This is a genomic window from Streptomyces sp. RK62 (assembly GCF_018070255.1).
GTDB lineage: Bacteria > Actinomycetota > Actinomycetes > Streptomycetales > Streptomycetaceae > Streptomyces > Streptomyces nigra.
Genome location: NZ_JAGPYD010000007.1, coordinates 22,550 through 45,802 on the forward strand (window position 1 = coordinate 22,550; position 23,253 = coordinate 45,802).

Sequence of the window (23,253 nt, forward strand, 5' to 3'; positions counted from 1 at the left end):
GGGGTACGGCCGTCCCGCGGCCGGCGGGGCTCAGATCCAGCCGCGCTCGCGGGCCAGCAGAGCGGCCTGCGGGCGTCCGGCCGCGCCGAGCACCTGCATCAGGTCGGCCACATGGCGCCGATAGGTGCGCACGGAGATGCCGAGTTCGCGGGCACCGACCTCGTCCTTGCTGACCCGGCACATCGACTCCAGCACCCGCTGCTCCAGCTCGGTCGGACGATCGCGGTCGTCGCCGTTCTCGTCGAGGCGCGGCAGGGGGTCGGCGTCGCACCAGATCTTGTCGAACAGGGCGAGCAACTGGGCGACCAGCCCCTCCTCCCGGACGAGCAGCGCGCCGCGCGCGGTGTCGTCCGGGTCCACCGGCACCAGGGCGGTGCTCCGGTCGTAGACGAGGACGCGCTCGGTGACGGTCCGCGCGACCCGGATCTGCGCGCCCCGCGAGGACAGTTCGCGCAGATACCCGGCGGTGGGCGGATGGCCGAGCGCCGTGCCCGGCACGACGCTGCGGATACGCACCCCGCGCCGCAGGCACCGCTGGTCGAGCGGGCGGGCGTGGGCGATGTTCTCCGGTGTCAGCTCGACGTACGGCTCGACGGAGAGGATCTCCTCGCGCGCGAAGAAGGCGAGGTCGTCGATCCGGGCCCGGATGCGCTCGACGTCCGCCAGCCGTTCGACGCGCGGCGCGGAGGCGGCCTCCCGGGGCTGCTCCTGGCGGAGCTCGGACACCAGGTGCCGGGCCTGCGTGACCCGGGCGAGCTCCCGGTGGAGCTCCCGCAGACACAGGTCGGTGAGGCGCTCCACGGCGGTCTCCGGGTCGGCGGACGCGAGCGCGCCCGGCCCGGTCCGGTGCAGCACCCCCAGCGTGCACAGCCGGCGCACGCTCGTGTCGACCTCGCGCCGGTCCAGTCCCAGCAGGGTGTGGATCTCGTCGTCGGAGGTGTCCGGATTCCGCAGGAAGTGCCGGTACACGGCCTCTTCGGGGGCGGAGAGCCCCAGCCCAGACATGTCCGATCCCATCGCGTCGCCCCCGTTACGCCACCCGACCGGCCGGCGCGCGACGGACGGGATGGTCGGTCCCGCCCCGGAGCCAGGCCGTTTCGTGGCCTGGAGTTTAACCCGTGCGCCCTGTGGGCGACTTGGACCGTCCACCGGGACGAAAAGGACGCGGCGCCCCGGCCGGCCGAAGCCGGCCCGGACGCCGCGTGGCCGTAGGCCCTGTGGGACTCGAACCCACAACCAATGGATTAAAAGTCCACTGCTCTGCCAATTGAGCTAAGGGCCCAGGCGATGGTGCCACCCCGAGCATAGCCGCACGTGGCCGTCGAGCCGATCGGGTATCGGGGTGACGGGCCGGTCGGCGGGGTGGGCGCGGCCGTCGGACGGGGCGCCCACCCCGGTGCGGGGCGGGGTCAGAAGAGGCCCTGGTAGCCCTGCCAGCCGCTCGCGATCTTCACCCGGGAACCGAACGAGCCCTTGCCGTCGCCGGTGTTGCGGTAGAGGTTGCCCGCGGTGTCCCGGGACACGAGGTCGTCGCGGCCGTCGCCGGTGATGTCGCCGACGCCGACGATCGCGTTGTACGAGCCGCCCCAGTCGCTGAAGACCTTCACGCGGTCCTTCAGCCTGCCGTCGCCCAGGCCGTCGTAGCGCCACAGCGTCCCGGCCTTGTCGCGGGCGAGGACGTCGCCGTGCCCGTCGCCGGTCAGGTCTCCGGCGCCGACGATCTTCGTGTAGCCGGTCCACGCCGAGCGGATCCTGACGCCCGCCTTCAGCTTCCCGGCGCCGTCGTTGGCGAAGACGTAGACGTCCTTCGTGGACGCCTTGCGGGCCAGCAGGTCGACCCGGCCGTCACCGGTCAGGTCGCCGGGCGCGGTGAGGACGTCGTACGCGTTCCAGCCGGTCCCGAGGGACGTGTGGCTGCTCGACGGGGTGTACGAGGCACCGCACTTGCCGGCGTACCGGCGCAGCTCGCCGTTCGGCATGCGCACCAGCATCTCGGCGCACCGGTCCTTGCCCATGTCGCCGAAGGGCACGGCCACGGTGCCGGAGGGCCAGCCGGACGCGGACCGCTTGAAGTCGAAGGTGCCCTTGCCCTCGGTGTACTGGAGGGTCAGCCCGCCGGAGGAGTTGAGCGTGACCAGTTCGCCGTAGCGGTAGCCGCCCTGGTCGTGGTGGCCCTGCAGGCCGCCGGTGTAGCCGAGTGTGCCGCTCGTGCCGTACCCGGCGCCGCCCTCCTCGGGCGTGGCCGTCAGGGTCCAGGTCTTGCGGCCGTTGGAGAGGAAGGCGCCGGTGTCGGACCTCAGGTCCCACTCCACCTCGACGGACGCGCCGCTGCCCTTGATCGTGCGCTCCACGCGCCCCTGGTCGTCCTTCACCGTGAAGGTCCAGTGCGCGGGCCGGTTGAGCTGCCAGAAGCTGTCCCAGTACGGGACTCCGGCCCGTTCCGACGGATCCACGACGTCGCTGTCCACGTCCGACTCGATCTTCGCCAGCGGCTGCGCGGGGACGTCGCTCGGCACGATCCGGATGGCCTTGTCCTGGCCGACGTAGGCGATGTCGCCGCCGAACTTGTCCACCGTCCAGGACAGCCGCCGCTGGTCGGCCGTGGTGCCGGCGGGCAGGTCGGCGACGGCGCGCTCGGGCGCGGCCGTGCCCGTGTGAAAGTCCGTCAGCATCAGCTTGCCGGCCGTCCGGTCGTGCCGGACGAGGTAGCCGTCGCCGACGAGGGCCGGTCCGGAGGGCACCTTCACGGTCTTCTTCGCCGTACGGTCGTACACGCCGGCCGCGCCCGTCGGGCCGCAGTTCCAGTAGACCCACCGGCCCACGACCTGCAGCTCCTTGACGGTGCAGGGCGCGCCCGTGGCGAGGGTCTGGACAGTCTTCCTCGCCTCCAGGTCGTAGCCCGTGACGGCCCCGTCGCCCGTGCCGGGCGTCCACAGGATCGAACCCCACACGGACGCCGCGGTGACGGCGCGCGTGCGCCGGACGTCGTGCGTGCGGTAGGCGTTCACCGCGTCGACGTACTGCTTGCCGGTGGAGGAGGCGTTGTAGACGTAGTAGCGGCCGGTGGCGTCGACGAAGCGGCCGCCGGTCACCTTCGGTTCGTCCGTCCCGCTCAGCGAGTTCTCGGTGAGGCGGAGCTGCGCGACCTGCTGCCCGGCGGCGTTCTCCAGGAAGTAGCCGACCCAGCCGTTGCCGGTGGAGCGCATCGGCACACAGCCGCGCGGCCCGGCCTCGCACGGCACCCGCTGGATCCGGCTGCCGTCCGCGTACGCGTCGGCGTATCCCCTGCTGGTCTGCTCCAGCACCGTGGAGCCGTCCGCCGAGATGTCGCGGCCGATCACCCACTGGCTGCCGCTGGGCGTGTTCTCGACGGTGGTCAGAAAGCCGCCCGCGTAGTCGATCCCCCAGACGCCGTCCGTCCGGATCGGCGTCGGTGTGGTGTCGGCGGTCGCGGTCCCCGCCGTGGTCAGCGTGCCGGCGCCGAGGGCGGCCAGGCAGGCGAGTGTCGTGGTGATCCGGGCGCGCCGGGTCAAGGGTCCCTCCCCAGGGAAAAGGGCGCATGCGGGGCGGCGGCCGTGCGTGGTCCCCCGGCCGCGTCCACTCATGACATGCACATCAAAGGCAGCGGATCTTAACAACCGTCACCCTGGTCCGGGAACGCCGAAGGGCCCGCACGACGTGAGTCGTACGGGCCCTTCGGTGATCAGTCGGCGTCAGCCGTTGCGCTTCCAGCGCGGCTTGTCGTCGCGGCGGCCGAACGAGGAGCCGGTGCCCCGGTGGTCGTCACGGCGGCCGTACGGACGCTCGTGGCCGCCGGAGCGGAAGCCCGGACGGTCGTCGCGGCGGTCGCGGTTGAACGGGCGGTCGCTGCCCCGGTGGCCGCCACGGTCGTCACGGCGCTCGAAGGAGCGGCCGGCACCGCGGTCGTCCCGGCGGAAACCGCCGCGGTCGTCACGACGCTCGAAGGAACGGCCACCACGGTCGTCGCGGCGCTCGAACGAACGCCCGCCACGGTCGCCACCCCGGTCACCGCGGTCGTCACGGCGGAAACCACCACGGTCGCCGCCACGGTCGTCACGGCGCTCGAAGCCGCGGTCGCCACGGTCACGGTTGAACCCGCCGCGGTCGTCGCGACGCTCGAACGAACGGCCACCACGGTCGCCACCACGGTCACCCCGGTCGTCCCGGCGGAAACCGCCACGGTCGCCACCGCGGTCGCCACGGTCACGGTTGAAGCCGCCGCGGTCGTCACGGCGCTCGAACGAACGGCCACCACGGTCGCGGTCGTCACGGCGGAAACCACCACGGTCGCCGCCACGGTCCCGGCGCTCGTACGGCGCCGGAGCCTCGGTGCGCTCGGTCCGGTCCACGTCCTGCGCGGCCGGCTGCTCGGGGACCGAGACCTCGACGGCCTCGGCGACCGCCGCCTGCGCCTCGGCCACCGCGGCCTCGGGGTCCTCCCCGCGCTCACGGGCGACCCGGGCGACCAGCCGGTCGGCCTCCTCGCGCAGCTCGGTGGCACGGCGCTGCGCCCGCTCCAGCTGCTTGGTGAGCTGGGCGACCTCGCGCTCGGCCTGCTGCGCGGCGTTGCCCGCGGACTCGGCCTGGACCTCGGTCATCGAGCGGGCGCCGGTGATCTCGGCGACCTCCGGGTCGAAGGCGGCACCGCCCTGGATGATGTGGCGCGAGGCGTCCACGCCCGCGTCCTCCATCAGACGGAAGATCTGACGGCGCTGGTGCGGCAGCGAGAGCGAGACCACCGTGCCGGTGCGGCCGGCACGCGCGGTGCGGCCCGCACGGTGCAGGTAGTCCTTGTGGTCGCCGGCCGGGTCGACGTTCAGCACCAGGTCGATGCCGTCGACGTGGATGCCGCGCGCGGCGACGTCGGTGGCGACGAGCGCGTTGACGTAGCCGTCCTTGAAGTCCGCCAGCACCCGGGTACGGGCGCCCTGCGTCATGCCGCCGTGCAGCGCGTCGGCCTTCACACCGGCCTCGACGAGCTGCTCGGCGATACGGTCGGCGCCCAGCTGGGTGCGGACGAAGATGATCGTGCGGCCCTTGCGGGAGGCGATCGCGGCGGTGACCGGCGCCTTGTCCTTGGGCTTCACGATCAGGATGTGGTGCGACATGGTCGTGACGTTGCCCTGGGCGCTGTCGACCTCGTGCGTGACCGGGTTGCTCAGGTAGCGCTTGACCAGCGTGGAGATCTCGTTCTCCATCGTGGCGGAGAACAGCATCCGCTGGCCGCCCGCCGGGACCTGGTCGAGCAGCTCGGTGACCTCGGGCAGGAAGCCCAGGTCGGACATCTGGTCGGCCTCGTCGAGGACGGCGACCTCGACGTTCTCCAGGGAGCAGGCGCCGCGGTTGATGATGTCGCGCAGCCGGCCCGGGGTGGCGACGAGGACGTCGACGCCGCGCTCGAGGGCGTAGATCTGGTTGCCCATGGACGTGCCGCCGCAGACGACCTTCATCTTCAGGCCGAGGACGTCGCCGTAGGGCTGGAGGGCGTCCGCCACCTGCATGGCGAGCTCACGGGTCGGGGTGAGGATGACGGCGCGCGGCTTGTGCTTCTCGGTGCGGCCGCCGGACAGACGCGCGAGCGTCGGCAGGCCGAAGGAGAGGGTCTTGCCGGAGCCGGTGCGGCCGCGGCCGAGGATGTCCTTGCCGGCCAGGGCGTCCGGGATGGTCGCGGCCTGGATCGGGAAGGGGGTGGTCACGCCGTTCTGCGCGAGCTTGCGCACGACGCCCTCGGGGAGACCGAGCGTGGCGAAGGTGACCTCGGGGGCCGCCTCGACGACGGGCTCGTTCTCGTCGTTCTCGGGCACGACGACGTGATCAGTACTGGAAATGGACATGCGTATGCGAAACCTTCCGGAGTCTCGTCGGCACGCGCCCGTCAACTCCGTGATTCGCAATAAGACCGCCTCAATGCGGTCAGCCACGGCAAGGGAGAGTACGCGCCACACGGCGCGCTCTGTGGTGGCGCCGGGCAAATGGGATCAAACGATCTACCACCATACGCACCCCTCACCCCCCAAGGCAAACCGACCGTCAACCATGTAGGCAACGTCACTCGCCGACCACCCCCACCGGCCCCCCGGCCGGTCCCCCGCACACCCCTCCCCCTGGAGATCACGCGGGCGCCTGGGCCTCCGGGGCGGGCTCGCGCTGCACCAGCTGCGGTGCCGTGTCCTCGTGCGCCGACGACGACGGCTCCGCCGGCGGGGGCGTCGGCGTCGGGGTCACAGGATCCTGCGTCGGCGTGGGCTCGGGCTCCGCCGTCCGGGTGGGCTCCGGCTCGGCCGTCCGGGTGGGCCCCGGCCCCTCCGTCCCGCCGGGCTGCGCGGGACCGGCCGGCCGCGACGCGCTCGCCCGCGCGGACGGCGAGTCGGAGGGATCGGCGGACTTCCGGGACTTCTTCCCGGCGTCCTTGCCCTTCTTCTTCCCCCGCTTGCCGTCGACGTCCGCGTGCGCGCCGAACCCCGACCCGCCGCCCGTCCCCGCGGGCCCGCCGTCCGGCGCCTCGCCGCCGCGCTGCCCTGCGGAGTGCGACGGCTTGGCGCTCCCCCCTCCGCCGTCGTCACCGACGCTCATACAGCCGGCGACGGCGGCCACGGCCACGGCCGTCGCGGCCAGTCGGACAGGTACGTACAGAGGGCGCACGCGAGCCACCTCCAAGGGCGGGCGAAGAAGTCGCCCTGCCCAACTCCCGCCGCCCACAAGAGGACACGCGCCGCGCGGGGCCCCGCGGGCCCGTGTCTCACCCGTAGCCGAGGGCGTGCAGCCGCTCGTCGTCGATCCCGAAGTGGTGGGCGATCTCATGCACCACCGTCACCTCGGTTTCCTCGACCACCTCTTCCCGCGACGCGCACATCCGCAGCGTCGGCCCCCGGTAGACGGTGATGCGGTCCGGGAGCACCCCGGCGTACCACTCGCCCCGCTCGGTCAGCGGCGTCCCCTCGTACAGCCCGAGGAGCTCCGGGTCGTCGGCGGGCGGTTCGTCCTCGACGAACACCGCGACGTTGTCCATCAGCCGCGTCAGCTCCGGCGGGATCCGGTCCAGCGCCTCGGCGACCAGTTCCTCGAACTCCTCGCGCGTCATCTCCAGCACAACCCCATTGTCAGGCACGGCACCGCCCCCGAGGAGCCGCCGGCGGCCCCGCATACCCGGGGCCGGACATGGGCATACGGCACCAATGCCCCGCGTCCCCGTCGCGATCACGAAAGTTCTCGGACATCTCCCCAGGGCACCACGTGCCCTCGCCGACCGCTACGCCACCCGCCGACCGCACCCCGAGCCCGAGCTCGTCACCCAGCCCCACCCCTGGACGCGCGCCCTCGGTCTGGTCGCCGTCGTCCTCGTCGGCGCCTGGCTCGGTCTGCTCGTCGTCGGCAATGTGCGCGTCCCGGTCGGCCCGATGAACACCACGATGACGCTGCGGCCCTCCCTCACCGGCGGCACCAAGATCAACGTCTCACCGCTCGGCGCACTGCAGTTCGCCAGCCACATCGCGCCCGTCCGGCTGGACGTCAACGTCGACCAGCTCGACCCCGAGCGCGCCCAGGCCCTTGTCGACCACCCCGAACGCCTCTCCGGCCTCCAGGAGGAAGTCACCCAGGACGTCACCGACGGCACCCTCGACCTCGCCCTGCGCAGCGTCGTCGCCGTCGTCACCGGTGCCACCGCGCTCGGCCTGGTCGTGTACCGGCGCCCGCGCCGCGCCCTGGCCGCCGGCGGGCTCGCCCTGACCCTGCTGGCCGCGTCCGGCGGGACGGCGTACGCGACCTGGAACCCGGAGTCCGTCCTGGAGCCGAAGTTCTCGGGGCTGCTGTCCTCCGCCCCGTCCCTGGTCGGCAACGCGCGCAGCATCGTCACCGAATTCGACGTCTACCAGAAGGAGTTGGCCCGTCTGGTCACCAATGTGACCAAGCTCTACGACGCCACCTCGACGCTCCCCGCCTACGCCCCTGACCCGACCACCATCCGCGTCCTGCACGTCTCGGACGTCCATCTCAACCCGGCGAGCTGGAAGATCATCGCCTCGCTGGTGGCGCAGTACAAGGTCGACGTGATCGTCGACTCGGGCGACACCATGGACCACGGCACGGCCGCCGAGAACGGCTTCCTCGACCCGATCGAGGACCTCGGCGCCCCCTACGTCTGGGTGCGCGGCAACCACGACTCCCGGGTCACCCAGAGCTATCTGGAGGACCTGAAGAACGTCCACGTCCTCGACGACGGCGAGGCCGTGACCATCAGGGGGCTGCGCTTCGCCGGGACGGGCGACCCCCAGTTCACCCCCGACCGCTCCCAGGCGCCCGGCGGCGACGCGGCCAACGAGCTGGCGGGCGCCCGGCTCGCCAGCGCCCTGCGCGACCAGAAGGCCGCCGGCACCCCCGTGGACGTGGCGGTCGCGCACGAGCCGATCGCGGCCCGCAAGACGGACGGCGAGGTCCCGCTGGCCCTGGCGGGGCACATCCACCAGCAGACGACCGAGGTGCTGCCGTACGGCACGAGGCTGCGGACCGAGGGCTCCACCGGCGGCAGCGGGCTGCGTGCGGTCGAGGGAAAGCACCCCGACCCGATCCAGACCTCGATCCTCTACTTCGACCGCGACACCCGGCGGCTGCAGGCGTGGGACGAGATCGAACTCGGCGGCCTCGGGCTGACCACCGCCGAGGTGCGGCGGCACCTGGTGGAGGAGAACCAGCCGGGCGCCCCGGACGGCGAGAGCGCGTCGCCCGGCACGAGCCCGTAAACCGTTTTGGCGATACCTCCCGGCATCCCATATGCTTCTCACGTCCCCGACGCGCTGAGAAGCGCCCAGGCGGGCCGATAGCCCTCATCGTCTAGCGGCCTAGGACGCCGCCCTTTCAAGGCGGTAGCACGGGTTCGAATCCCGTTGGGGGCACGCAGTACGGTGTGCGACACTGTTGCACGCATCGCAAGGTCCTGTGGAGCAGTTTGGAGTGCTCGCCACCCTGTCAAGGTGGAGGCCGCGGGTTCAAATCCCGTCAGGACCGCAGTGAAGGTCGCAAGACCCTCACGGCTGGGTAGCTCAGTTGGTACGAGCGATCGCCTGAAAAGCGATAGGTCGCCGGTTCGACCCCGGCCCCAGCCACAGGTGAAGCCCCCGTCGAGTGATCGACGGGGGCTTCGACGTGCCCCGCCGGGACAAAAGCATTCGCCATGGTTTTCGACGGGATGAGATCCTGGATCGCGTATGTCTACGCACCCTGCCCCCGCCCTCGGCGCCCTCGCCCCCCGTCTGACCGAGTTGTCGCTGCGTGACGCGCAGCGCCTCGGCCGGCGGCTGGAGGGCGCGCGCAAGATCCGTAAGCCCGAGGCGCGGGCCGCCGTGCTCGCCGAGATCGAGGCGGAGATCGCCAAGGGCGAGGAGCGCATCGCCGCGCGGCGCGCCCGCGTGCCCGCGATCGGCTACCCGGAGCAGCTGCCCGTCAGCCAGAAGAAGGACGAGATCGCCGCCGCGATCCGCGACCACCAGGTCGTGATCGTCGCCGGTGAGACCGGCTCCGGGAAGACGACGCAGATCCCGAAGATCTGCATGGAGCTGGGCCGCGGCGTCCGGGGCATGATCGGGCACACCCAGCCCCGCCGGATCGCCGCGCGCACGGTCGCCGAGCGGGTGGCGGAGGAACTGGACACCCCGCTGGGCGAGGCGGTCGGCTGGAAGGTGCGGTTCACCGACCAGGTGAACCCGGAGGCCACCTTCGTCAAGCTGATGACGGACGGCATCCTGCTCGCCGAGATCCAGACGGACCGCGAGCTGCGCGCCTACGACACGATCATCATCGACGAGGCCCACGAGCGGTCCCTCAACATCGACTTCCTGCTGGGGTACCTGGCGCAGCTGCTGCCGAAGCGGCCGGATCTGAAGGTCGTCATCACCTCGGCGACCATCGACCCGGAGCGTTTCTCACGGCACTTCGGCGACGCCCCGATCGTCGAGGTCAGCGGCCGGACGTATCCGGTGGAGGTGCGCTACCGCCCGCTGCTGGAGGAGGACTCCGAGGACGCCGACCGCGACCAGATCACGGCGATCACGGACGCGGTCGAGGAGCTGATGGGCGAGGGGAAGGGCGACATCCTCGTCTTCCTCTCGGGTGAGCGCGAGATCCGCGACACGGCGGACGCGCTGGAGAAGAAGAAGTACCCCCGCGCCGGAGGCGCTGATTGGCAGAGAACCGAGGTGCTGCCGCTGTACGCCCGGCTCTCGCATGCCGAGCAGCACCGGGTGTTCCAGCCGCACACCGGGCGCAGGATCGTTCTGGCGACCAACGTCGCGGAGACGTCCCTGACCGTGCCGGGCATCAAGTACGTCATCGATCCCGGGTTCGCCCGGATCAGCCGGTACAGCCACCGCACCAAGGTGCAGCGGCTGCCGATCGAGCCGATCTCGCAGGCCAGCGCCAACCAGCGCAAGGGCCGCTGCGGCCGTACGTCCGACGGCATCTGCATCCGGCTGTACTCCGAGGACGACTTCCTCGCCCGGCCGGAGTTCACCGACGCGGAGATCCTGCGCACCAACCTCGCCTCCGTCATCCTGCAGATGACCGCGGCCGGCCTCGGCGACATCGAGAAGTTCCCGTTCATCGACCCGCCGGACCACCGCAACATCCGTGACGGTGTGCAGCTTCTGCAGGAGCTGGGCGCGCTGGACCCGGCGCAGAAGGACCCCCGCAAACGGCTCACCGAGACCGGCCGCAAGCTGGCGCAGCTCCCCGTGGACCCGCGTCTGGCCCGGATGGTCCTGGAGGCCGACCGCAACGGCTGTGTCCGGGAGGTCATGGTCATAGCGGCCGCGCTGTCCATCCAGGACCCGCGCGAGCGCCCGGCGGACAAGCAGGCCCAGGCCGACCAGCAGCACGCCCGGTTCAAGGACGAGACGAGCGACTTCCTCGCCTATCTGAACCTGTGGCGCTACATCCGTGAGCAGCAGCGCGAGCGCGGCTCGTCGTCGTTCCGCCGGATGTGCAAGCAGGAGTATCTGAACTTCCTGCGGATCCGCGAGTGGCAGGACATCTACAGCCAGCTGCGGACCGTGGCGAAGCAGATGGGCATCCATCTCGACGAGAACGACGCTCCCGCCGACCGCATCCATGTCTCCCTCCTCGCCGGTCTGCTGTCGCACATCGGCATGAAGGACGTGAAGGAGTCCAAGGACTCCGGTCCGGGGGCGCGCAAGGAGGGCGGGCGCAACGAGTACCTGGGCGCCCGCAACGCCAAGTTCGCGATCTTCCCGGGGTCGGCGCTCTTCAAGAAGCCGCCGCGGTTCGTGATGTCGGCGGAGCTGGTGGAGACGTCCCGGCTGTGGGCCCGCGTCAACGCGAAGATCGAGCCGGAGTGGGTCGAGCCGCTCGCCGGGCATCTGCTGAAGCGGACGTACTCCGAACCGCACTGGGAGAAGGACCAGGCGGCCGTGATGGCGTACGAGAAGGTGACGCTGTACGGCGTCCCGATCGTCGCCCAGCGGAAGGTGAACTACGGCCGGATCGACCCGGAGGTCAGCCGGGAGCTGTTCATCCGCAACGCCCTGGTCGAGGGCGACTGGCGTACGCACCACAAGTTCTTCGCCGACAACCGCCGGCTGCTCAGCGAGGTCGAGGAGCTGGAGCACCGGGCCCGGCGCCGGGACATCGTCGTCGACGACGAGACGCTGTTCGACTTCTACGACCAGAAGGTCCCCGAGCACGTCGTGTCGGGGGCGCACTTCGACTCGTGGTGGAAGCGCAAGCGGCAGGAGCAGCCCGACTTCCTGGACTTCGAGCGGGAGATGCTCATCCGGGAGTCGGCCGAGGCGGTCACCAAGGCCGACTATCCGGACTCCTGGCGGCAGGGGCAGCTGAAGTTCCGGGTGACCTACCAGTTCGAGCCGGGCGCGGACGCGGACGGTGTGACCGTCCACATCCCGCTCCAGGTGCTGAACCAGGTCACCGCCGAGGGCTTCGACTGGCAGATCCCGGGGCTGCGCGAGGAGTTGGTGACGGAGCTGATCCGCTCGCTGCCGAAGCCGATCCGCCGCAACTACGTGCCGGCGCCGAACTTCGCGAAGCGGTTCCTCGAGGTGGCCGTCCCCGGTCAGGAGCCGCTGACGGTGACGATGGCCCGGGAGCTGAAGCGGATGGTCGGCGTGCCGTTCACCGCGGACGACTTCGACTGGGCGAAGGTCCCCGAGCATCTGCGCGTCACGTTCCGCATTGTCGACGAGCGGCGCCGCAAGCTGGCCGAGGACAAGGACCTGGAGGCGCTGCAGCTGCGTCTGAAGCCGAAGGCGCGCAAGGCGCTCTCCCAGGCCGCCGCGGCGACCGCGTCCCGGCAGGGCGGGGAGTCGCTGGAGCGCTCGGGTCTGACGGACTGGACGATCGGCACCCTCAGCCGGGTCTTCGAGACCCGGCGGGCCGGGCAGCCGGTGAAGGCGTACCCGGCGCTCGTGGACGACGGCGACACGGTGTCCGTGCGGCTCTTCGACACGGAGGCGGAGCAGCAGCAGGCGATGTGGAAGGGCACCCGCCGCCTGATCCTGCGCAACATCCCGGTGAACCCGGCGAAGTTCGCGTCCGAAAAGCTGACCAACGCTCAGAAGCTCGGTCTGTCGGCGAATCCGCACGGGTCGATCCAGGCGCTGTTCGACGACTGCGCCATGGCGGCGGCGGACCGGCTGATCGCCGACTTCGGCGGCCCGGCCTGGGACGAGGAGTCGTACCGGAAGCTGTACGACAAGGTGCGCGCGGAGATCGTCGACACGACGGTGCGCGCGGTGGGGCAGGTCCAGCAGGTGCTGGCGGCCTGGCAGGCCGCGGAGCGCCGTCTGAAGGGCGTGCGCAGCCCGGCCCTGCTGCCGAACCTCGCGGATGTGCGGGCCCAGCTGGACGCCCTCGTGAAGCCCGGCTTCGTGACCGAGGCGGGGCTGCGCCGGCTGCCCGACCTGATGCGCTACCTGATCGCGGTGGACCGCCGGCTGCAGCAGATGCCGACGAACGTCCAGCGCGACACGACGCGCATGGAGAAGGTCCACGAGATGCGGGACGAGTACGCCTGGCTGCTGGAGCAGATGCCGCAGGGCCGTCCGGTGCCGCAGGCGGTGCTCGACGTCCGGTGGATGCTGGAGGAGCTGCGGGTCAGCTATTTCGCGCACGCGCTGGGGACGGCGTACCCGATCTCCGACAAGCGGATCGTGAAGGCGATCGACGCGCTGGCGCCGTGACGGACGCTGCACACAGGGTGAGTTCGACCCGGGGCTCACCCTCCTGTACAGTCTCTTCTCGCAGCGCAACGCACGAATGGCGCCGCAAAATCTGGTCCTGTGGAGCAGTTTGGAGTGCTCGCCACCCTGTCAAGGTGGAGGCCGCGGGTTCAAATCCCGTCAGGACCGCAAGTGAAGGCCCGTCCCCGTCGAGGGGGCGGGCCTTTCGCGTGGGCTCGTACGATCCGCGCGGCCGCCCCTCTCGGGCTTCTGCGCCGCCCTGGAGGGCCCGGAGGGACGTGGGGGGCTTCTGGGGCGACGCCCGCCCCGCGGCCGTCCACGCCGCCTTGACGGAGTCACATTCGCTCGGTACCCAGAACTCAGGGCCCTTTTCGGCTGGCCCCCGGCGGAGGTGGCGTATGGCGGCATCGACCAGGCACGAGACGCGAGCCCTGCTCCGCGCGCACCTGTCGGCCGCCACCTCCTACCGGCATCTGACCCGGCACTGTCCGATCTGCCACCGGCTGCTGCGGCTGGCCCTCGACAGCGGGCCCGGTGCTGCCGGCGCTCCCGGCGTCTCCGGGACGTCCGACACGCCCGGCGCCGCCCGGCCCGCCGCGGACGAGGCGGCCCCGGAGGAGACACCGTCCCCCGCCTGACCACCGCCGTCGTCAACTCGGGCCGCACCAGAGGCTTCTGGAACCCGTCGCTCCCTTTAGCGCACATAGGACAGAGGCAACAAGCACCCCGGCATGTGACGGGTGTCACCGAATGAGTTTCTGGAAGCCCGGCGCTTACGCCCCGCCTACAACGGGTCAATTTAATATGTGCAATTGCACCAGCTTCAACGATCGTCCCGGCCACTCCGAGCGACCGTCCGGGGCCGGCCGCACAGACGATCCGACAGCGCTCCCCAGACTTCGACAAGGCCACCCACAGGCTCACGGGGCGGGCGCGCGCGGGCGCACAAAAAAGATCGCGCTGGACCCGGCGGAGTCCAGCGCGATCTACGACGCACCCTTGTTGCGTGCCTGAAGTGCTCTGACGGCTTGGGCGTGGGCTCTGTTGGGGCAGAACCCGCGTCGCTTGGAGCTAGGTCCGGGCGCCGCGGCGAGTTGGGGGAACCGCCGGTTTGCCCGGTATTGCGAGAGCTCAGGCCTCGCTGCGCTGCTGCGGAATGCCCGCGAGCAGAGCGCGGACCTCAGCCTCGCGGTAACGGCGGTGACCGCCGAGCGTACGGATGGAAGTGAGCTTCCCGGCCTTCGCCCACCGCGTGACCGTCTTGGGGTCGACGCGGAACATCGTGGCGACCTCAGCCGGGGTCAGCAGCGGCTCGGCATCAGGGGTGCGAGCGGTCATGAGCGGCCTCCTCGGGAGAACCGAACCTTCTCGGTTCTTTCCTCTAAATTCTGCACCTTGACCCGCGTTGCCCGAAATGGCGGACGCGAGTCGAGTCGGTTATAGGACGAACGGCTTGTCCTCGGCACTACAACTACACCATCTGTCCAGCCGCGTCGGCCAAACCGATGGAATTGCCCCTCCAGGTGTTCATCAGCGACGGAAGCCGATGGACCATGTCATAGCGGACAGTCACGCCACTGTGACGATCAGTCACAGTGGCGTCCAGGAGTCCCAAGACCCCCCAAAGCGTGCAATGTCGAGATGGAGTCCTCCCCGGACTCCTTGTCCTATTTTGGCACGAGGGGGGGTTAGGGACGCAAGGGCCGTGTACGTGCGGTCCGTCACGCTTGGACGAATTGGCGGGATCCAGTGACATACGCCCGGATCGCGCCCTACGCCCCATGTTGACGAGACATCAGGTACCCAGAGCGAGCACGAAACCCCAAAACGGGCGGATCGTCAAACGCCAGTTCGTTACAAAGGGGATGCCACCTGGCCCGCGATGGCCTCAGTGGTGTGCTACGTCACACCGGCCCGCGCTGCGGGGGCCGTTCAGTTCGCGGACCGCCGGTCCCGTACCGACCGCCAGCGCTCCACGAGACGCCCGTACGCCTCCCCGGCCGCCGCGCCGTCGCCCAGCCGCAGCGCCTCGATGCCCTCGGCCACGTCGGCGGCCGAGTGGTCGCCCTCCAGCTCGCCGGCCGGCAGGGCGTGCACCAGGCCGCCGTAGTCCAGTTCCACCAGCGAACGCGGGTGGAACTCCTCCAGCCAGCGGCCGACGTCCAGCAGCCCGTCGATGAGCGGACCCTCGTCGATGGTCTCCTTCAGCGTCCGCAGGGCCCGCGCCACCCGGCGCCGGGCCTCCACCATCGGCGTCTGGTACCGCAGCATCGGCGGCACGTCGCCGGAGCCCTTGTCGAAGCGCCGCTCACCGTCCGACACCAGCACGAACCAGTGCAGCGGCACCTGCCAGGTCGAGGTGCGGATCCACGGGCGCGCGTCGGGGTTGCGGGCCAGCCAGCGCTCGTAGTCCTGCGCCGCCTGCCGCCGTACGACCTCCGGCAGGACCGCGTCCAGGACCGGCGCCGGCAGCTCGTCGCCCAGCTCCCCGAGCGCCTGCCAGCCGCGCAGCCGGGTCCGCCAGGGGCACACGCACACCACCCCGTCCACCTCCAGCACGAAGGCGTCGCTGCTCTCGTGGACCGGCACGGGCACGGGCGGCGTGGGCAGCAAGTCGGCCAGGGAGCGGCGCAGTTCGTCCTGGTACGAGGGACGGTCGGGGCGGCGGGCGTAGCGGGTCCAGTGGCCGCGTTCCGGCTCGGGGAAGGCGGCCAGGGGCTCGTACACCCGCAGGTACGTCGCGTACGGGACGATCACCGAGGACACCTTGGGCACGCCTGCTCCCTCCCCCTCCGTCCGCCGGGAAAACCTCCGGAACCCGCTCGGCACCGGCCGGGAAGCCGGTGCGGAGCCACCGAGAACTGGCTGAGAACTCGCTGATGAAAGAGCGGGAAATCCATGCAAATCGTCGCACGGCTGTACTCCGGGAGGAGGTGATCCCGAGCACTGCGGGTTCACCGGGTGTCCGGAGGTCTAATCTCATGCTCGAGCACCCGCGGGCTCCCACTGCCACAAGCGCGGGGGTCCCCCGGGAGCTCAGCTCCGATCGCCGCCCGTACTCAGGAGTCACCACAGTGACCGACGTAACACACGGCGTCCTGCACACCCTGTTCCACTCGGACCAGGGGGGACATGAGCAGGTCGTGCTCTGCCAGGACCGCGCCAGCGGCCTCAAGGCCGTCATCGCCATCCACTCGACCGCTCTGGGCCCCGCCCTCGGCGGTACGCGCTTCTACCCGTACGCGACCGAGGAGGAGGCCGTCGCCGACGCCCTCAACCTCGCGCGCGGGATGTCGTACAAGAACGCCATGGCCGGGCTCGACCACGGCGGCGGCAAGGCCGTGATCATCGGTGATCCGGCGCAGATCAAGACCGAGGAGCTGCTGCTGGCCTACGGCCGGTTCGTGGCCTCCCTCGGCGGCCGCTACGTCACCGCGTGCGACGTCGGCACCTATGTCGCCGACATGGACGTGGTGGCGCGCGAGAACCGCTGGACGACCGGCCGCTCCCCGGAGAACGGCGGCGCGGGCGACTCGTCGGTGCTCACCGCCTTCGGTGTCTACCAGGGCATGCGCGCCTCCGCTCAGCACCGCTGGGGCGACCCGTCGCTGCGGGACCGCACGGTCGGTGTCGCGGGCGTCGGCAAGGTGGGCCACATCCTGGTCGAGCACCTGGTGGCCGAGGGCGCCAAGGTCGTGATCACGGACGTCCGCGAGGAGGCCGTCGGCAGGATCGTCGCGGCCCACCCGGACTCGGTGACGGCCGTCGCCGACACCGCCACCCTGATCCGCGTCGAGGGCCTGGACATCTACGCCCCCTGCGCGCTCGGCGGTGCCCTGAACGACGACACCGTGCCGGTGCTCACCGCCGGCATCGTCTGCGGCGCGGCCAACAACCAGCTCGCCCATCCGGGTGTCGAGAAGGACCTCGCCGACCGCGGGATCCTCTACGCGCCCGACTACGTGGTGAACGCCGGCGGTGTCATCCAGGTCGCCGACGAGCTGCACGGCTTCGACTTCGACCGCTGCAAGGAGAAGGCGGCGAAGATCTTCGACACCACGCTGGCGATATTCGCTCGTGCGAAGGCGGACGGGATTCCGCCGGCCGCCGCGGCCGACCGGATCGCCGAGCAGCGGATCGCGGAGGCCCGCGCGTCCCGCTGATCCGGCGCGCCCGGGCAACCCGGGGTCCGTCGGCACGGCCCGGGCGGTACCCGCCGGTGGGCGGTTGGAGAGAACTCTCACTTCTACCGGCGGGTCGACCGCCCATAAGTGGTTAAAATCGCGGTTGACCAGCGAGGACAGGGCACCTCGAAGGTCCTGGGCAGACGCGCGTGCTGCGGGCGACGTACCGTATGGGCGCGGGCTCAGGTACCGTGGAAGCCCTACGGATCGGCCTCTCCATGGAGAGTCCGTTCCGGATCATGAACGCGTGTCAGACTCTGGGGCCGTCGAGCCCCGTCACCGAGGGGGTCGAGCCATGGGGCGCGGCCGGGCCAAGGCCAAGCAGACGAAGGTCGCCCGCCAGCTGAAGTACAACAGCGGTGGGACGGACCTTTCACGTCTGGCCAGTGAACTGGGCGCATCGACTTCGAGCCAGCCGCCGAACGGCGAGCCGTTCGAGGACGATGAGGATGACGAGGACGATCTCTACTCTCGATACGCCGACCTCTATGAGGACGACGACGAGGACGAAGACGACGGTCCCTCTTCTTCACAACACCGTCGCGGCGCTTGACCATGCAGTGAGCACTCACCCGGTCGGTGGCTCTGCCACCGGCCGGGTTCTGTGCTGTCCTCAGGTCGAACCCGCTCAGACCGCGTAGTCGCCGACCAGCTCCGCGCCGGTCGTGTGCTCGCCGCGGTCCGTGATCTCGCCGGCGACCCAGGCGTCGACGCCGCGGTCGGCCAGCGTGGCCAGGGCCGCGTCGGCCGACTCCGACGGCACGATCGCCATCATGCCCACGCCCATGTTCAGCGTCTTCTCCAGCTCCAGGCGCTCGACGCGGCCGGTCCTGCCGACGAGGTCGAAGACGGGTGCCGGGGTCCAGGTGGAGCGGTCGACGATCGCGTGCAGCCCGTCCGGGATCACGCGCGCCAGGTTGGCCGCCAGACCGCCGCCGGTGATGTGGCTGAAGGCGTGCACCTCGGTGGTGCGGGTCAGGGCCAGGCAGTCCAGCGAGTAGATCTTGGTGGGCTCCAGCAGCTCCTCGCCGAGCGTGCGGCCGAACTCCTCGATCCGGGCGTCCAGCGCCAGACCGGCCTGGTTCAGCAGGACGTGCCGCACCAGCGAGTACCCGTTCGAGTGAAGGCCGGAGGCCGCCATGGCGATCACCGCGTCACCCGTACGGATGCGATCCGCGCCGAGCAGGCGGTCGGCCTCCACGACGCCCGTACCGGCGCCGGCGACGTCGAAGTCGTCCTCGCCCAGCAGGCCCGGGTGCTCGGCCGTCTCACCGCCGACCAGGGCGCACCCGGCCAGCACACAGCCCTCGGCGATGCCCTTGACGATCGAGGCGACCCGCTCGGGGTGGACCTTGCCGACGCAGATGTAGTCGGTCATGAACAGCGGCTCGGCGCCGCACACCACGATGTCGTCCATGACCATGGCGACCAGGTCGTGGCCGATGGTGTCGTAGACGCCCATCTGGCGCGCGATGTCGACCTTGGTGCCGACGCCGTCCGTGGCGGAGGCGAGGAGGGGACGCTCGTAGCGCTTGAGGGCGGAGGCGTCGAAGAGCCCGGCGAAGCCGCCGAGGCCGCCGAGGACCTCGGGGCGCTGCGCCTTCTTCACCCATTCCTTCATCAGCTCGACCGCGCGGTCGCCCGCCTCGATGTCGACGCCCGCCGCCGCGTAGGAGGCACCGGTGGTGCCCGACTGATCTGACACAGGAGACATTGCCTGGGATCTTTCGGTTGGAAATACGGGGCTTACGGGCGACGGATCGCGTCGGCGGCAGCCGTGGCGGCCGTACCGGCCGCGAGCTCGGTCTCCAGGAGCTGCTTGCCGAGCAGCTCGGGGTCGGGCAGGTCCATCGGGTACTCGCCGTCGAAGCAGGCGCGGCACAGGTTCGGCTTGGCGATCGTGGTCGCCTCGATCATGCCGTCGATGGAGATGTACGACAGGGAGTCGGCGCCCAGCGAGGTGCCGATCTCCTCGATCGTCATGCCGTTGGCGATCAGCTCGGCGCGGGTGGCGAAGTCGATGCCGAAGAAGCACGGCCACTTCACGGGCGGCGAGGAGATCCGGATGTGGACCTCGGCGGCGCCCGCCTCGCGGAGCATGCGGACCAGGGCGCGCTGGGTGTTGCCGCGCACGATCGAGTCGTCGACGACGACCAGGCGCTTGCCCTTGATGACTTCCTTGAGCGGGTTCAGCTTCAGGCGGATGCCGAGCTGGCGGATCGTCTGCGAGGGCTGGATGAAGGTCCGGCCGACGTAGGCGTTCTTCACCAGGCCCGCGCCGAACGGGATGCCGCTCGCCTCCGCGTAGCCGATGGCGGCCGGTGTGCCGGACTCCGGGGTCGCTATGACCAGGTCGGCCTCGACCGGGGCCTCCTTCGCCAGCTTGCGGCCCATCTCCACCCGGGAGAGGTACACGTTGCGGCCGGCGATGTCGGTGTCGGGACGGGCCAGGTACACGTACTCGAAGACACAGCCCTTGGGCTTCGCTTCCGCGAATCGGGAGGTGCGCAGGCCGTTCTCGTCGATGGCGACGAACTCGCCCGGCTCGATCTCGCGGACGTAGCTGGCGCCGACGATGTCGAGCGCCGCGCTCTCCGAGGCGGCGACCCAGCCGCGCTCCAGGCGGCCGAGGACCAGCGGGCGGATGCCCTGCGGGTCACGGGCGGCGTAGAGGGTGTGCTCGTCCATGAAGACGAGGCTGAAGGCGCCCTGCACCTGCGGAAGGACCTCGTGGGCCGCCTCCTCGATGGTGAGCGGCTTGCCGTCCTCGTCGACCTGGGCCGCGAGCAGCGCGGTCAGCAGGTCGGTGTCGTTGGTCGCCGCGACGCGCGGGGACCGCCCGCCCTCCTGCTTGGGCAGGTCGGCGACCATCTCGGCGAGCTGGGCGGTGTTGACGAGGTTGCCGTTGTGGCCGAGCGCGATGGAGCCGTGCCCGGTGGCACGGAACGTCGGCTGGGCGTTCTCCCACACGGAGGCGCCGGTGGTCGAGTAGCGGGCGTGTCCGACCGCGATGTGACCCTGGAGCGAACCGAGAGAGGTCTCGTCGAAGACCTGGGACACGAGGCCCATGTCCTTGAAGACGAGGATCTGGGAGCCGTTGCTGACCGCGATTCCCGCGGATTCCTGGCCCCGATGCTGGAGGGCGTAGAGCCCGAAGTACGTGAGCTTTGCGACCTCTTCGCCCGGAGCCCAGACACCGAAGACGCCACACGCGTCCTGGGGGCCTTTCTCGCCGGGGAGCAGATCGTGATTGAGTCGACCGTCACCACGTGGCACGTCCCCGAGTGTAGGCGAGGTCGACCACTGGTCCGAATTGGGGAACTCCCTGGTGGGCACAGCCGTGACGGGTCAGTCACTGGCAGCAGCCGTCACAGACTCGCCGTTTTCGCTGGTCAGCGTGAGGGTGCGGTGGTCGACGCGGTACTTCACCGTGCTGTCGAACAGCCCGAGCAGCTTCTTCTCCGCCGTCATGAGTGAGGTGTCGCACATCATTCGGGTGGTGGACGCCGAGCCCAGCGTGATACTGCCGTCGCGGATCGTCGCGGTGGCCTTCACCCGGTTGCAGCCGAGGCTTCCGCTGACCTCGCCGGCCTTCTCGTCGAACGTGAGATGGGCCTTGCCGTCGGCGTCGGGGCTGGTCACGGTCCACTTGGTGCCCTTGAGCGGGGCCGCCTCCTGCTTGCTGAGCGTCACGCGGTCGCCGTCCTTCGTGGTGAGGGTGAGCTTGTCGCCGTCCGCCTCGGCGGTCAGGTCGCCGTCGGCGAGGGTGCGGGCGAGGGTCTGCTCGAAGTCCGCGGGGACGCCGTCGCAGGCCATCTCCGTCGACTGGACCTGCTCGAAGGCGACGTGGCCGTCGGCGAAGTCGGCCCGGGCGCCGAAGTGGTTGCAGCCGAGGTTGCCCTCGACCTTCCCGTCGCCGGAGACCCGCAGCCAGGCGGTGTCCGGGGCGGCGTCCTTCTTCCCGTCCGTGGTGACCTGGTCGACGCCCCAGCGGGCGTCGGAGAGGGACGCCCTCGCCCCGGCCCCGACCGAGTCGCTGCCCGCGTCCTCGCTGCCGCAGGCGGCGGCGAAGGGCAGGAGGGTCAGGGTGGCGAGGAGGGCCAGTCGCCGCCTGTTCGTACGGGGTGTGCCGAGAGTGTCCATGCCGGTGGGACGGGAGGGACGAGGGACCGGTTCCGCCCTTTTGTTTGCGGCCGGGGCTCATGCCTGGGCAGAGTCGGACGCCATCGGTGGCACGATCCGAAGGAGACCCGCTCATGACACTCGGCCCGCAACGCCGTCTGGCCCTTCTCGGGGGCGGGTTCTCCACCGACGACGACGGGGTGCTGGACGACTGGCTGCTCGGGCTGGTGGACGCGGCCCGGCCGAGAATCTGCTTCGTGCCGACGGCGAGCGGCGACGCGCCCGGCTACATCGAGCGCTTCGTCGCGGCGTTCGACGACCGTCCGGTGCAGGCCGAGGTCCTGCCCCTGTTCCGGCGCACGCTCGACGACGAGGCCCTGCGGACCTTCCTGCTGAGCCAGGACATCGTGTACGTCGGCGGCGGCAACACCGCGAACCTGCTGGCCGTCTGGCGCGCGCACGGCGTGGACCGGCTGCTGCGCGAGGCGTACGACCGGGGTGTGCTGCTGTGCGGCATCAGCGCCGGGGCCAACTGCTGGGCCGAGGGTTCGCACACCGACTCCTTCGGCCCGCTGACCCACCTCGCCGACGGGCTGGGCCTGCTGCCCGGCTCGGTCTGCCCGCACTACGACGGTGAGCCGGGACGCCGGCCGTCCTACCGGGCGGCGGTCGCGGACGGGGCGCTGCCGCCGGGCTGGGCGGTGGAGGACGGCGTCGGCGCCCTCTTCACCGAGGGCCGGCTGACGGAGGCGGTGACGCGGGCGCCCGGGGCGGGGCTGTACCGGGTCGAGCCGGACGGGGAGGGCGGGGCCACCGAGCGGGCCGTGCCCTGCCGCCCCCTCCGCCGCGAAGGGCTCAGCCCATGAGCGGCAGCAGACCGCTCAGGTCGGCGCGCTCGCCGCTCGCGCTGACCTTGGCCTCCGCGAGGGCGTCCTGCCAGGTCAGACGGCCGGTGGCGAGCCGGATCCAGGTCAGCGGATCGGTCTCGACGACATTGGGCGGGGTGCCCCGGGTGTGCCGGGGACCCTCCACGCACTGCACGACGGCGTAGGGCGGGACGCGGACCTCGGTCGAACCGCCGGGCGCCTTCACCGCGAGCGCGTCGGCGAGCAGCCGGGTGCAGGCGGCGAGCGCCTGCCGCTCGTAGGGGATGTCCAGGCCGGGGACGGCGGCGTTCAGGTCGTCGGTGTGGACGACGAGCTCGACGGTACGGGTGACCAGGTAGTCGGCGAGGGACAGGACGCCGGTGCGGGTGTCGAGGAGCCGGTCGCCGGGCGCGGTGGCCAGGCGCTCGGTGAGGCGTTCCTCGGTACGGGCGTACAGCGCGTCGAGATCGGGGTGGGCGGCGGCGAGCTCGCGGGTGTCGTCGGCGATGTCCCCGGCGCGGGCGGCGGTGGCCGAGGGCCAGTCGCGGAGGGTGAGCCCGGCCTTGCGCGGCTCGTCCCGGTCCAGGTTCCGGCTGACGGTCTCCACGGCCATGGTCACGTGGGCGGCCAGGTCCCGTACGGTCCAGGCGCCCAGGCGGGTCGGCAGGGCGAGCTGCTCGGCGGTGAGCCCGCGGACGGCCTGCCGGACGTGCCCGAACTGGGCGAGCACGGCGGTGCGGATCTTGACGGGGTCGTAGGTGCGCGCGCGCTTCTTGGCCGGGGGCATGGGGAGCAGCCTATTGCGGGAGATCGCGGACCGGATCGGCGTTCGATAACTCGTCCGGGTGATCGACT

17 protein-coding genes and 5 tRNA genes are annotated in these 23,253 nt (G+C 71.0%); 10 read left to right on the plus strand and 12 right to left on the minus strand.

Features of this window, described 5'->3' with window-relative positions:
* Positions 1-30: 30 nt before the first annotated feature.
* The 6 genes from KBY32_RS14645 to KBY32_RS14670 form a co-directional block, all read right to left on the minus strand.
* Positions 31-1,005 carry a helix-turn-helix transcriptional regulator gene (locus tag KBY32_RS14645; protein ID WP_247689487.1) on the minus strand — a complete coding sequence of 325 codons (975 nt, stop codon included), beginning with the start codon at positions 1,003-1,005 and terminating at the stop codon, positions 31-33.
* A gap of 204 nt (positions 1,006-1,209) precedes the next feature.
* Positions 1,210-1,282 (minus strand) — tRNA-Lys (locus KBY32_RS14650).
* Positions 1,283-1,409: 127 nt separating this feature from the next.
* Positions 1,410-3,533: a VCBS repeat-containing protein gene (locus tag KBY32_RS14655; protein ID WP_210980375.1), complete on the minus strand. Its 2,124-nt coding sequence runs from the start codon at positions 3,531-3,533 to the stop codon at positions 1,410-1,412.
* Positions 3,534-3,713: 180 nt separating this feature from the next.
* Complete coding sequence (locus KBY32_RS14660) at positions 3,714-5,855, minus strand: DEAD/DEAH box helicase (RefSeq protein ID WP_210980376.1); 2,142 nt, start codon at positions 5,853-5,855, stop codon at positions 3,714-3,716.
* Between the two features lie 277 nt (positions 5,856-6,132).
* A complete protein-coding gene (locus tag KBY32_RS14665) occupies positions 6,133-6,663 on the minus strand; it encodes a hypothetical protein (RefSeq protein ID WP_115509302.1) in 531 nt (176 codons plus the stop codon).
* 97 nt (positions 6,664-6,760) lie between these two features.
* Positions 6,761-7,111 (minus strand): metallopeptidase family protein, encoded by a 351-nt coding sequence (locus tag KBY32_RS14670; RefSeq protein WP_007493488.1) that lies wholly within the window; start codon positions 7,109-7,111, stop codon positions 6,761-6,763.
* Positions 7,112-7,196: 85 nt separating this feature from the next.
* Here KBY32_RS14670 and KBY32_RS14675 point away from each other — a divergent pair, with 85 nt between their 5' ends.
* The 7 genes from KBY32_RS14675 (at position 7,197) to KBY32_RS14705 (ending at position 13,864) form a co-directional block, all read left to right on the plus strand.
* Entirely contained in the window at positions 7,197-8,759 is a 1,563-nt protein-coding gene (locus KBY32_RS14675) for a metallophosphoesterase (RefSeq protein WP_210980377.1), read from the plus strand.
* A gap of 80 nt (positions 8,760-8,839) precedes the next feature.
* A tRNA-Glu gene (locus KBY32_RS14680) sits at positions 8,840-8,912 on the plus strand.
* 37 nt (positions 8,913-8,949) lie between these two features.
* Positions 8,950-9,024, plus strand: a tRNA-Asp gene (locus tag KBY32_RS14685).
* Positions 9,025-9,048: 24 nt separating this feature from the next.
* Positions 9,049-9,122: transfer RNA gene (locus KBY32_RS14690), tRNA-Phe, on the plus strand.
* A gap of 102 nt (positions 9,123-9,224) precedes the next feature.
* Positions 9,225-13,226: an ATP-dependent RNA helicase HrpA gene (hrpA, locus tag KBY32_RS14695; protein ID WP_210980378.1), complete on the plus strand. Its 4,002-nt coding sequence runs from the start codon at positions 9,225-9,227 to the stop codon at positions 13,224-13,226.
* 93 nt (positions 13,227-13,319) lie between these two features.
* Positions 13,320-13,394: transfer RNA gene (locus KBY32_RS14700), tRNA-Asp, on the plus strand.
* A gap of 230 nt (positions 13,395-13,624) precedes the next feature.
* Positions 13,625-13,864: a DUF6274 family protein gene (locus tag KBY32_RS14705; RefSeq protein WP_210980379.1), complete on the plus strand. Its 240-nt coding sequence runs from the start codon at positions 13,625-13,627 to the stop codon at positions 13,862-13,864.
* A gap of 493 nt (positions 13,865-14,357) precedes the next feature.
* On the opposite strand, the gene bldC is transcribed toward KBY32_RS14705, so the two are convergent.
* Entirely contained in the window at positions 14,358-14,564 is a 207-nt protein-coding gene (gene bldC, locus KBY32_RS14710) for a developmental transcriptional regulator BldC (protein WP_003949541.1), read from the minus strand.
* Between the two features lie 594 nt (positions 14,565-15,158).
* Positions 15,159-16,001 carry a hypothetical protein gene (locus KBY32_RS14715; RefSeq protein WP_210980380.1) on the minus strand — a complete coding sequence of 281 codons (843 nt, stop codon included), beginning with the start codon at positions 15,999-16,001 and terminating at the stop codon, positions 15,159-15,161.
* Positions 16,002-16,300: 299 nt separating this feature from the next.
* On the opposite strand from KBY32_RS14715, the gene KBY32_RS14720 reads away from it, so the two are divergent.
* Entirely contained in the window at positions 16,301-17,389 is a 1,089-nt protein-coding gene (locus KBY32_RS14720; RefSeq protein WP_055624926.1) for a Glu/Leu/Phe/Val dehydrogenase dimerization domain-containing protein, read from the plus strand.
* A 316-nt stretch (positions 17,390-17,705) separates the two neighbouring features.
* A complete protein-coding gene (locus tag KBY32_RS14725; protein WP_055624925.1) occupies positions 17,706-17,963 on the plus strand; it encodes a DUF3073 domain-containing protein in 258 nt (85 codons plus the stop codon).
* 75 nt (positions 17,964-18,038) lie between these two features.
* Here the strand turns inward: KBY32_RS14725 and purM are convergent, their stop codons facing one another.
* The 3 genes from purM to KBY32_RS14740 all read right to left on the minus strand — a co-directional run bounded on the left by purM (position 18,039) and on the right by KBY32_RS14740 (position 21,553).
* Positions 18,039-19,124, minus strand: coding sequence for a phosphoribosylformylglycinamidine cyclo-ligase (purM, locus tag KBY32_RS14730; protein ID WP_055624924.1), 1,086 nt, complete (start codon positions 19,122-19,124; stop codon positions 18,039-18,041).
* A gap of 32 nt (positions 19,125-19,156) precedes the next feature.
* On the minus strand, positions 19,157-20,686 hold the full coding sequence (gene purF / locus KBY32_RS14735) for an amidophosphoribosyltransferase (RefSeq protein WP_055624923.1): 1,530 nt from the start codon (positions 20,684-20,686) through the stop codon (positions 19,157-19,159).
* Between the two features lie 72 nt (positions 20,687-20,758).
* On the minus strand, positions 20,759-21,553 hold the full coding sequence (locus KBY32_RS14740) for an META domain-containing protein (RefSeq protein WP_055624922.1): 795 nt from the start codon (positions 21,551-21,553) through the stop codon (positions 20,759-20,761).
* Between the two features lie 113 nt (positions 21,554-21,666).
* On the opposite strand from KBY32_RS14740, the gene KBY32_RS14745 reads away from it, so the two are divergent.
* Complete coding sequence (locus tag KBY32_RS14745; RefSeq protein WP_210980381.1) at positions 21,667-22,398, plus strand: peptidase E; 732 nt, start codon at positions 21,667-21,669, stop codon at positions 22,396-22,398.
* Here KBY32_RS14745 and KBY32_RS14750 read toward each other — a convergent pair.
* Positions 22,388-23,185, minus strand: a complete 798-nt coding sequence (locus tag KBY32_RS14750; RefSeq protein WP_210980382.1) for a maleylpyruvate isomerase family mycothiol-dependent enzyme — start codon at positions 23,183-23,185, stop codon at positions 22,388-22,390. The two genes, KBY32_RS14745 and KBY32_RS14750, sit on opposite strands and share 11 nt — an antisense overlap.
* Positions 23,186-23,253 lie beyond the last annotated feature (68 nt).

What these genes read in the sequence shown, in the direction of transcription:
- bldC (WP_003949541.1), bottom strand. Translation starts at nt 14,564, where the DNA reads ATGACCGCTCGCACCCCTGATGCCGAGCCGCTGCTGACCCCGGCTGAG.
- KBY32_RS14725 (WP_055624925.1), top strand. Translation starts at nt 17,706, where the DNA reads ATGGGGCGCGGCCGGGCCAAGGCCAAGCAGACGAAGGTCGCCCGCCAG.
- KBY32_RS14745 (WP_210980381.1), top strand. Translation starts at nt 21,667, where the DNA reads ATGACACTCGGCCCGCAACGCCGTCTGGCCCTTCTCGGGGGCGGGTTC.
- KBY32_RS14660 (WP_210980376.1), bottom strand. Translation starts at nt 5,855, where the DNA reads ATGTCCATTTCCAGTACTGATCACGTCGTCGTGCCCGAGAACGACGAG.
- hrpA (WP_210980378.1), top strand. Translation starts at nt 9,225, where the DNA reads ATGTCTACGCACCCTGCCCCCGCCCTCGGCGCCCTCGCCCCCCGTCTG.
- KBY32_RS14645 (WP_247689487.1), bottom strand. Translation starts at nt 1,005, where the DNA reads ATGTCTGGGCTGGGGCTCTCCGCCCCCGAAGAGGCCGTGTACCGGCAC.
- KBY32_RS14705 (WP_210980379.1), top strand. Translation starts at nt 13,625, where the DNA reads ATGGCGGCATCGACCAGGCACGAGACGCGAGCCCTGCTCCGCGCGCAC.
- purM (WP_055624924.1), bottom strand. Translation starts at nt 19,124, where the DNA reads ATGTCTCCTGTGTCAGATCAGTCGGGCACCACCGGTGCCTCCTACGCG.
- KBY32_RS14740 (WP_055624922.1), bottom strand. Translation starts at nt 21,553, where the DNA reads ATGGACACTCTCGGCACACCCCGTACGAACAGGCGGCGACTGGCCCTC.
- KBY32_RS14750 (WP_210980382.1), bottom strand. Translation starts at nt 23,185, where the DNA reads ATGCCCCCGGCCAAGAAGCGCGCGCGCACCTACGACCCCGTCAAGATC.
- KBY32_RS14675 (WP_210980377.1), top strand. Translation starts at nt 7,197, where the DNA reads ATGCCCCGCGTCCCCGTCGCGATCACGAAAGTTCTCGGACATCTCCCC.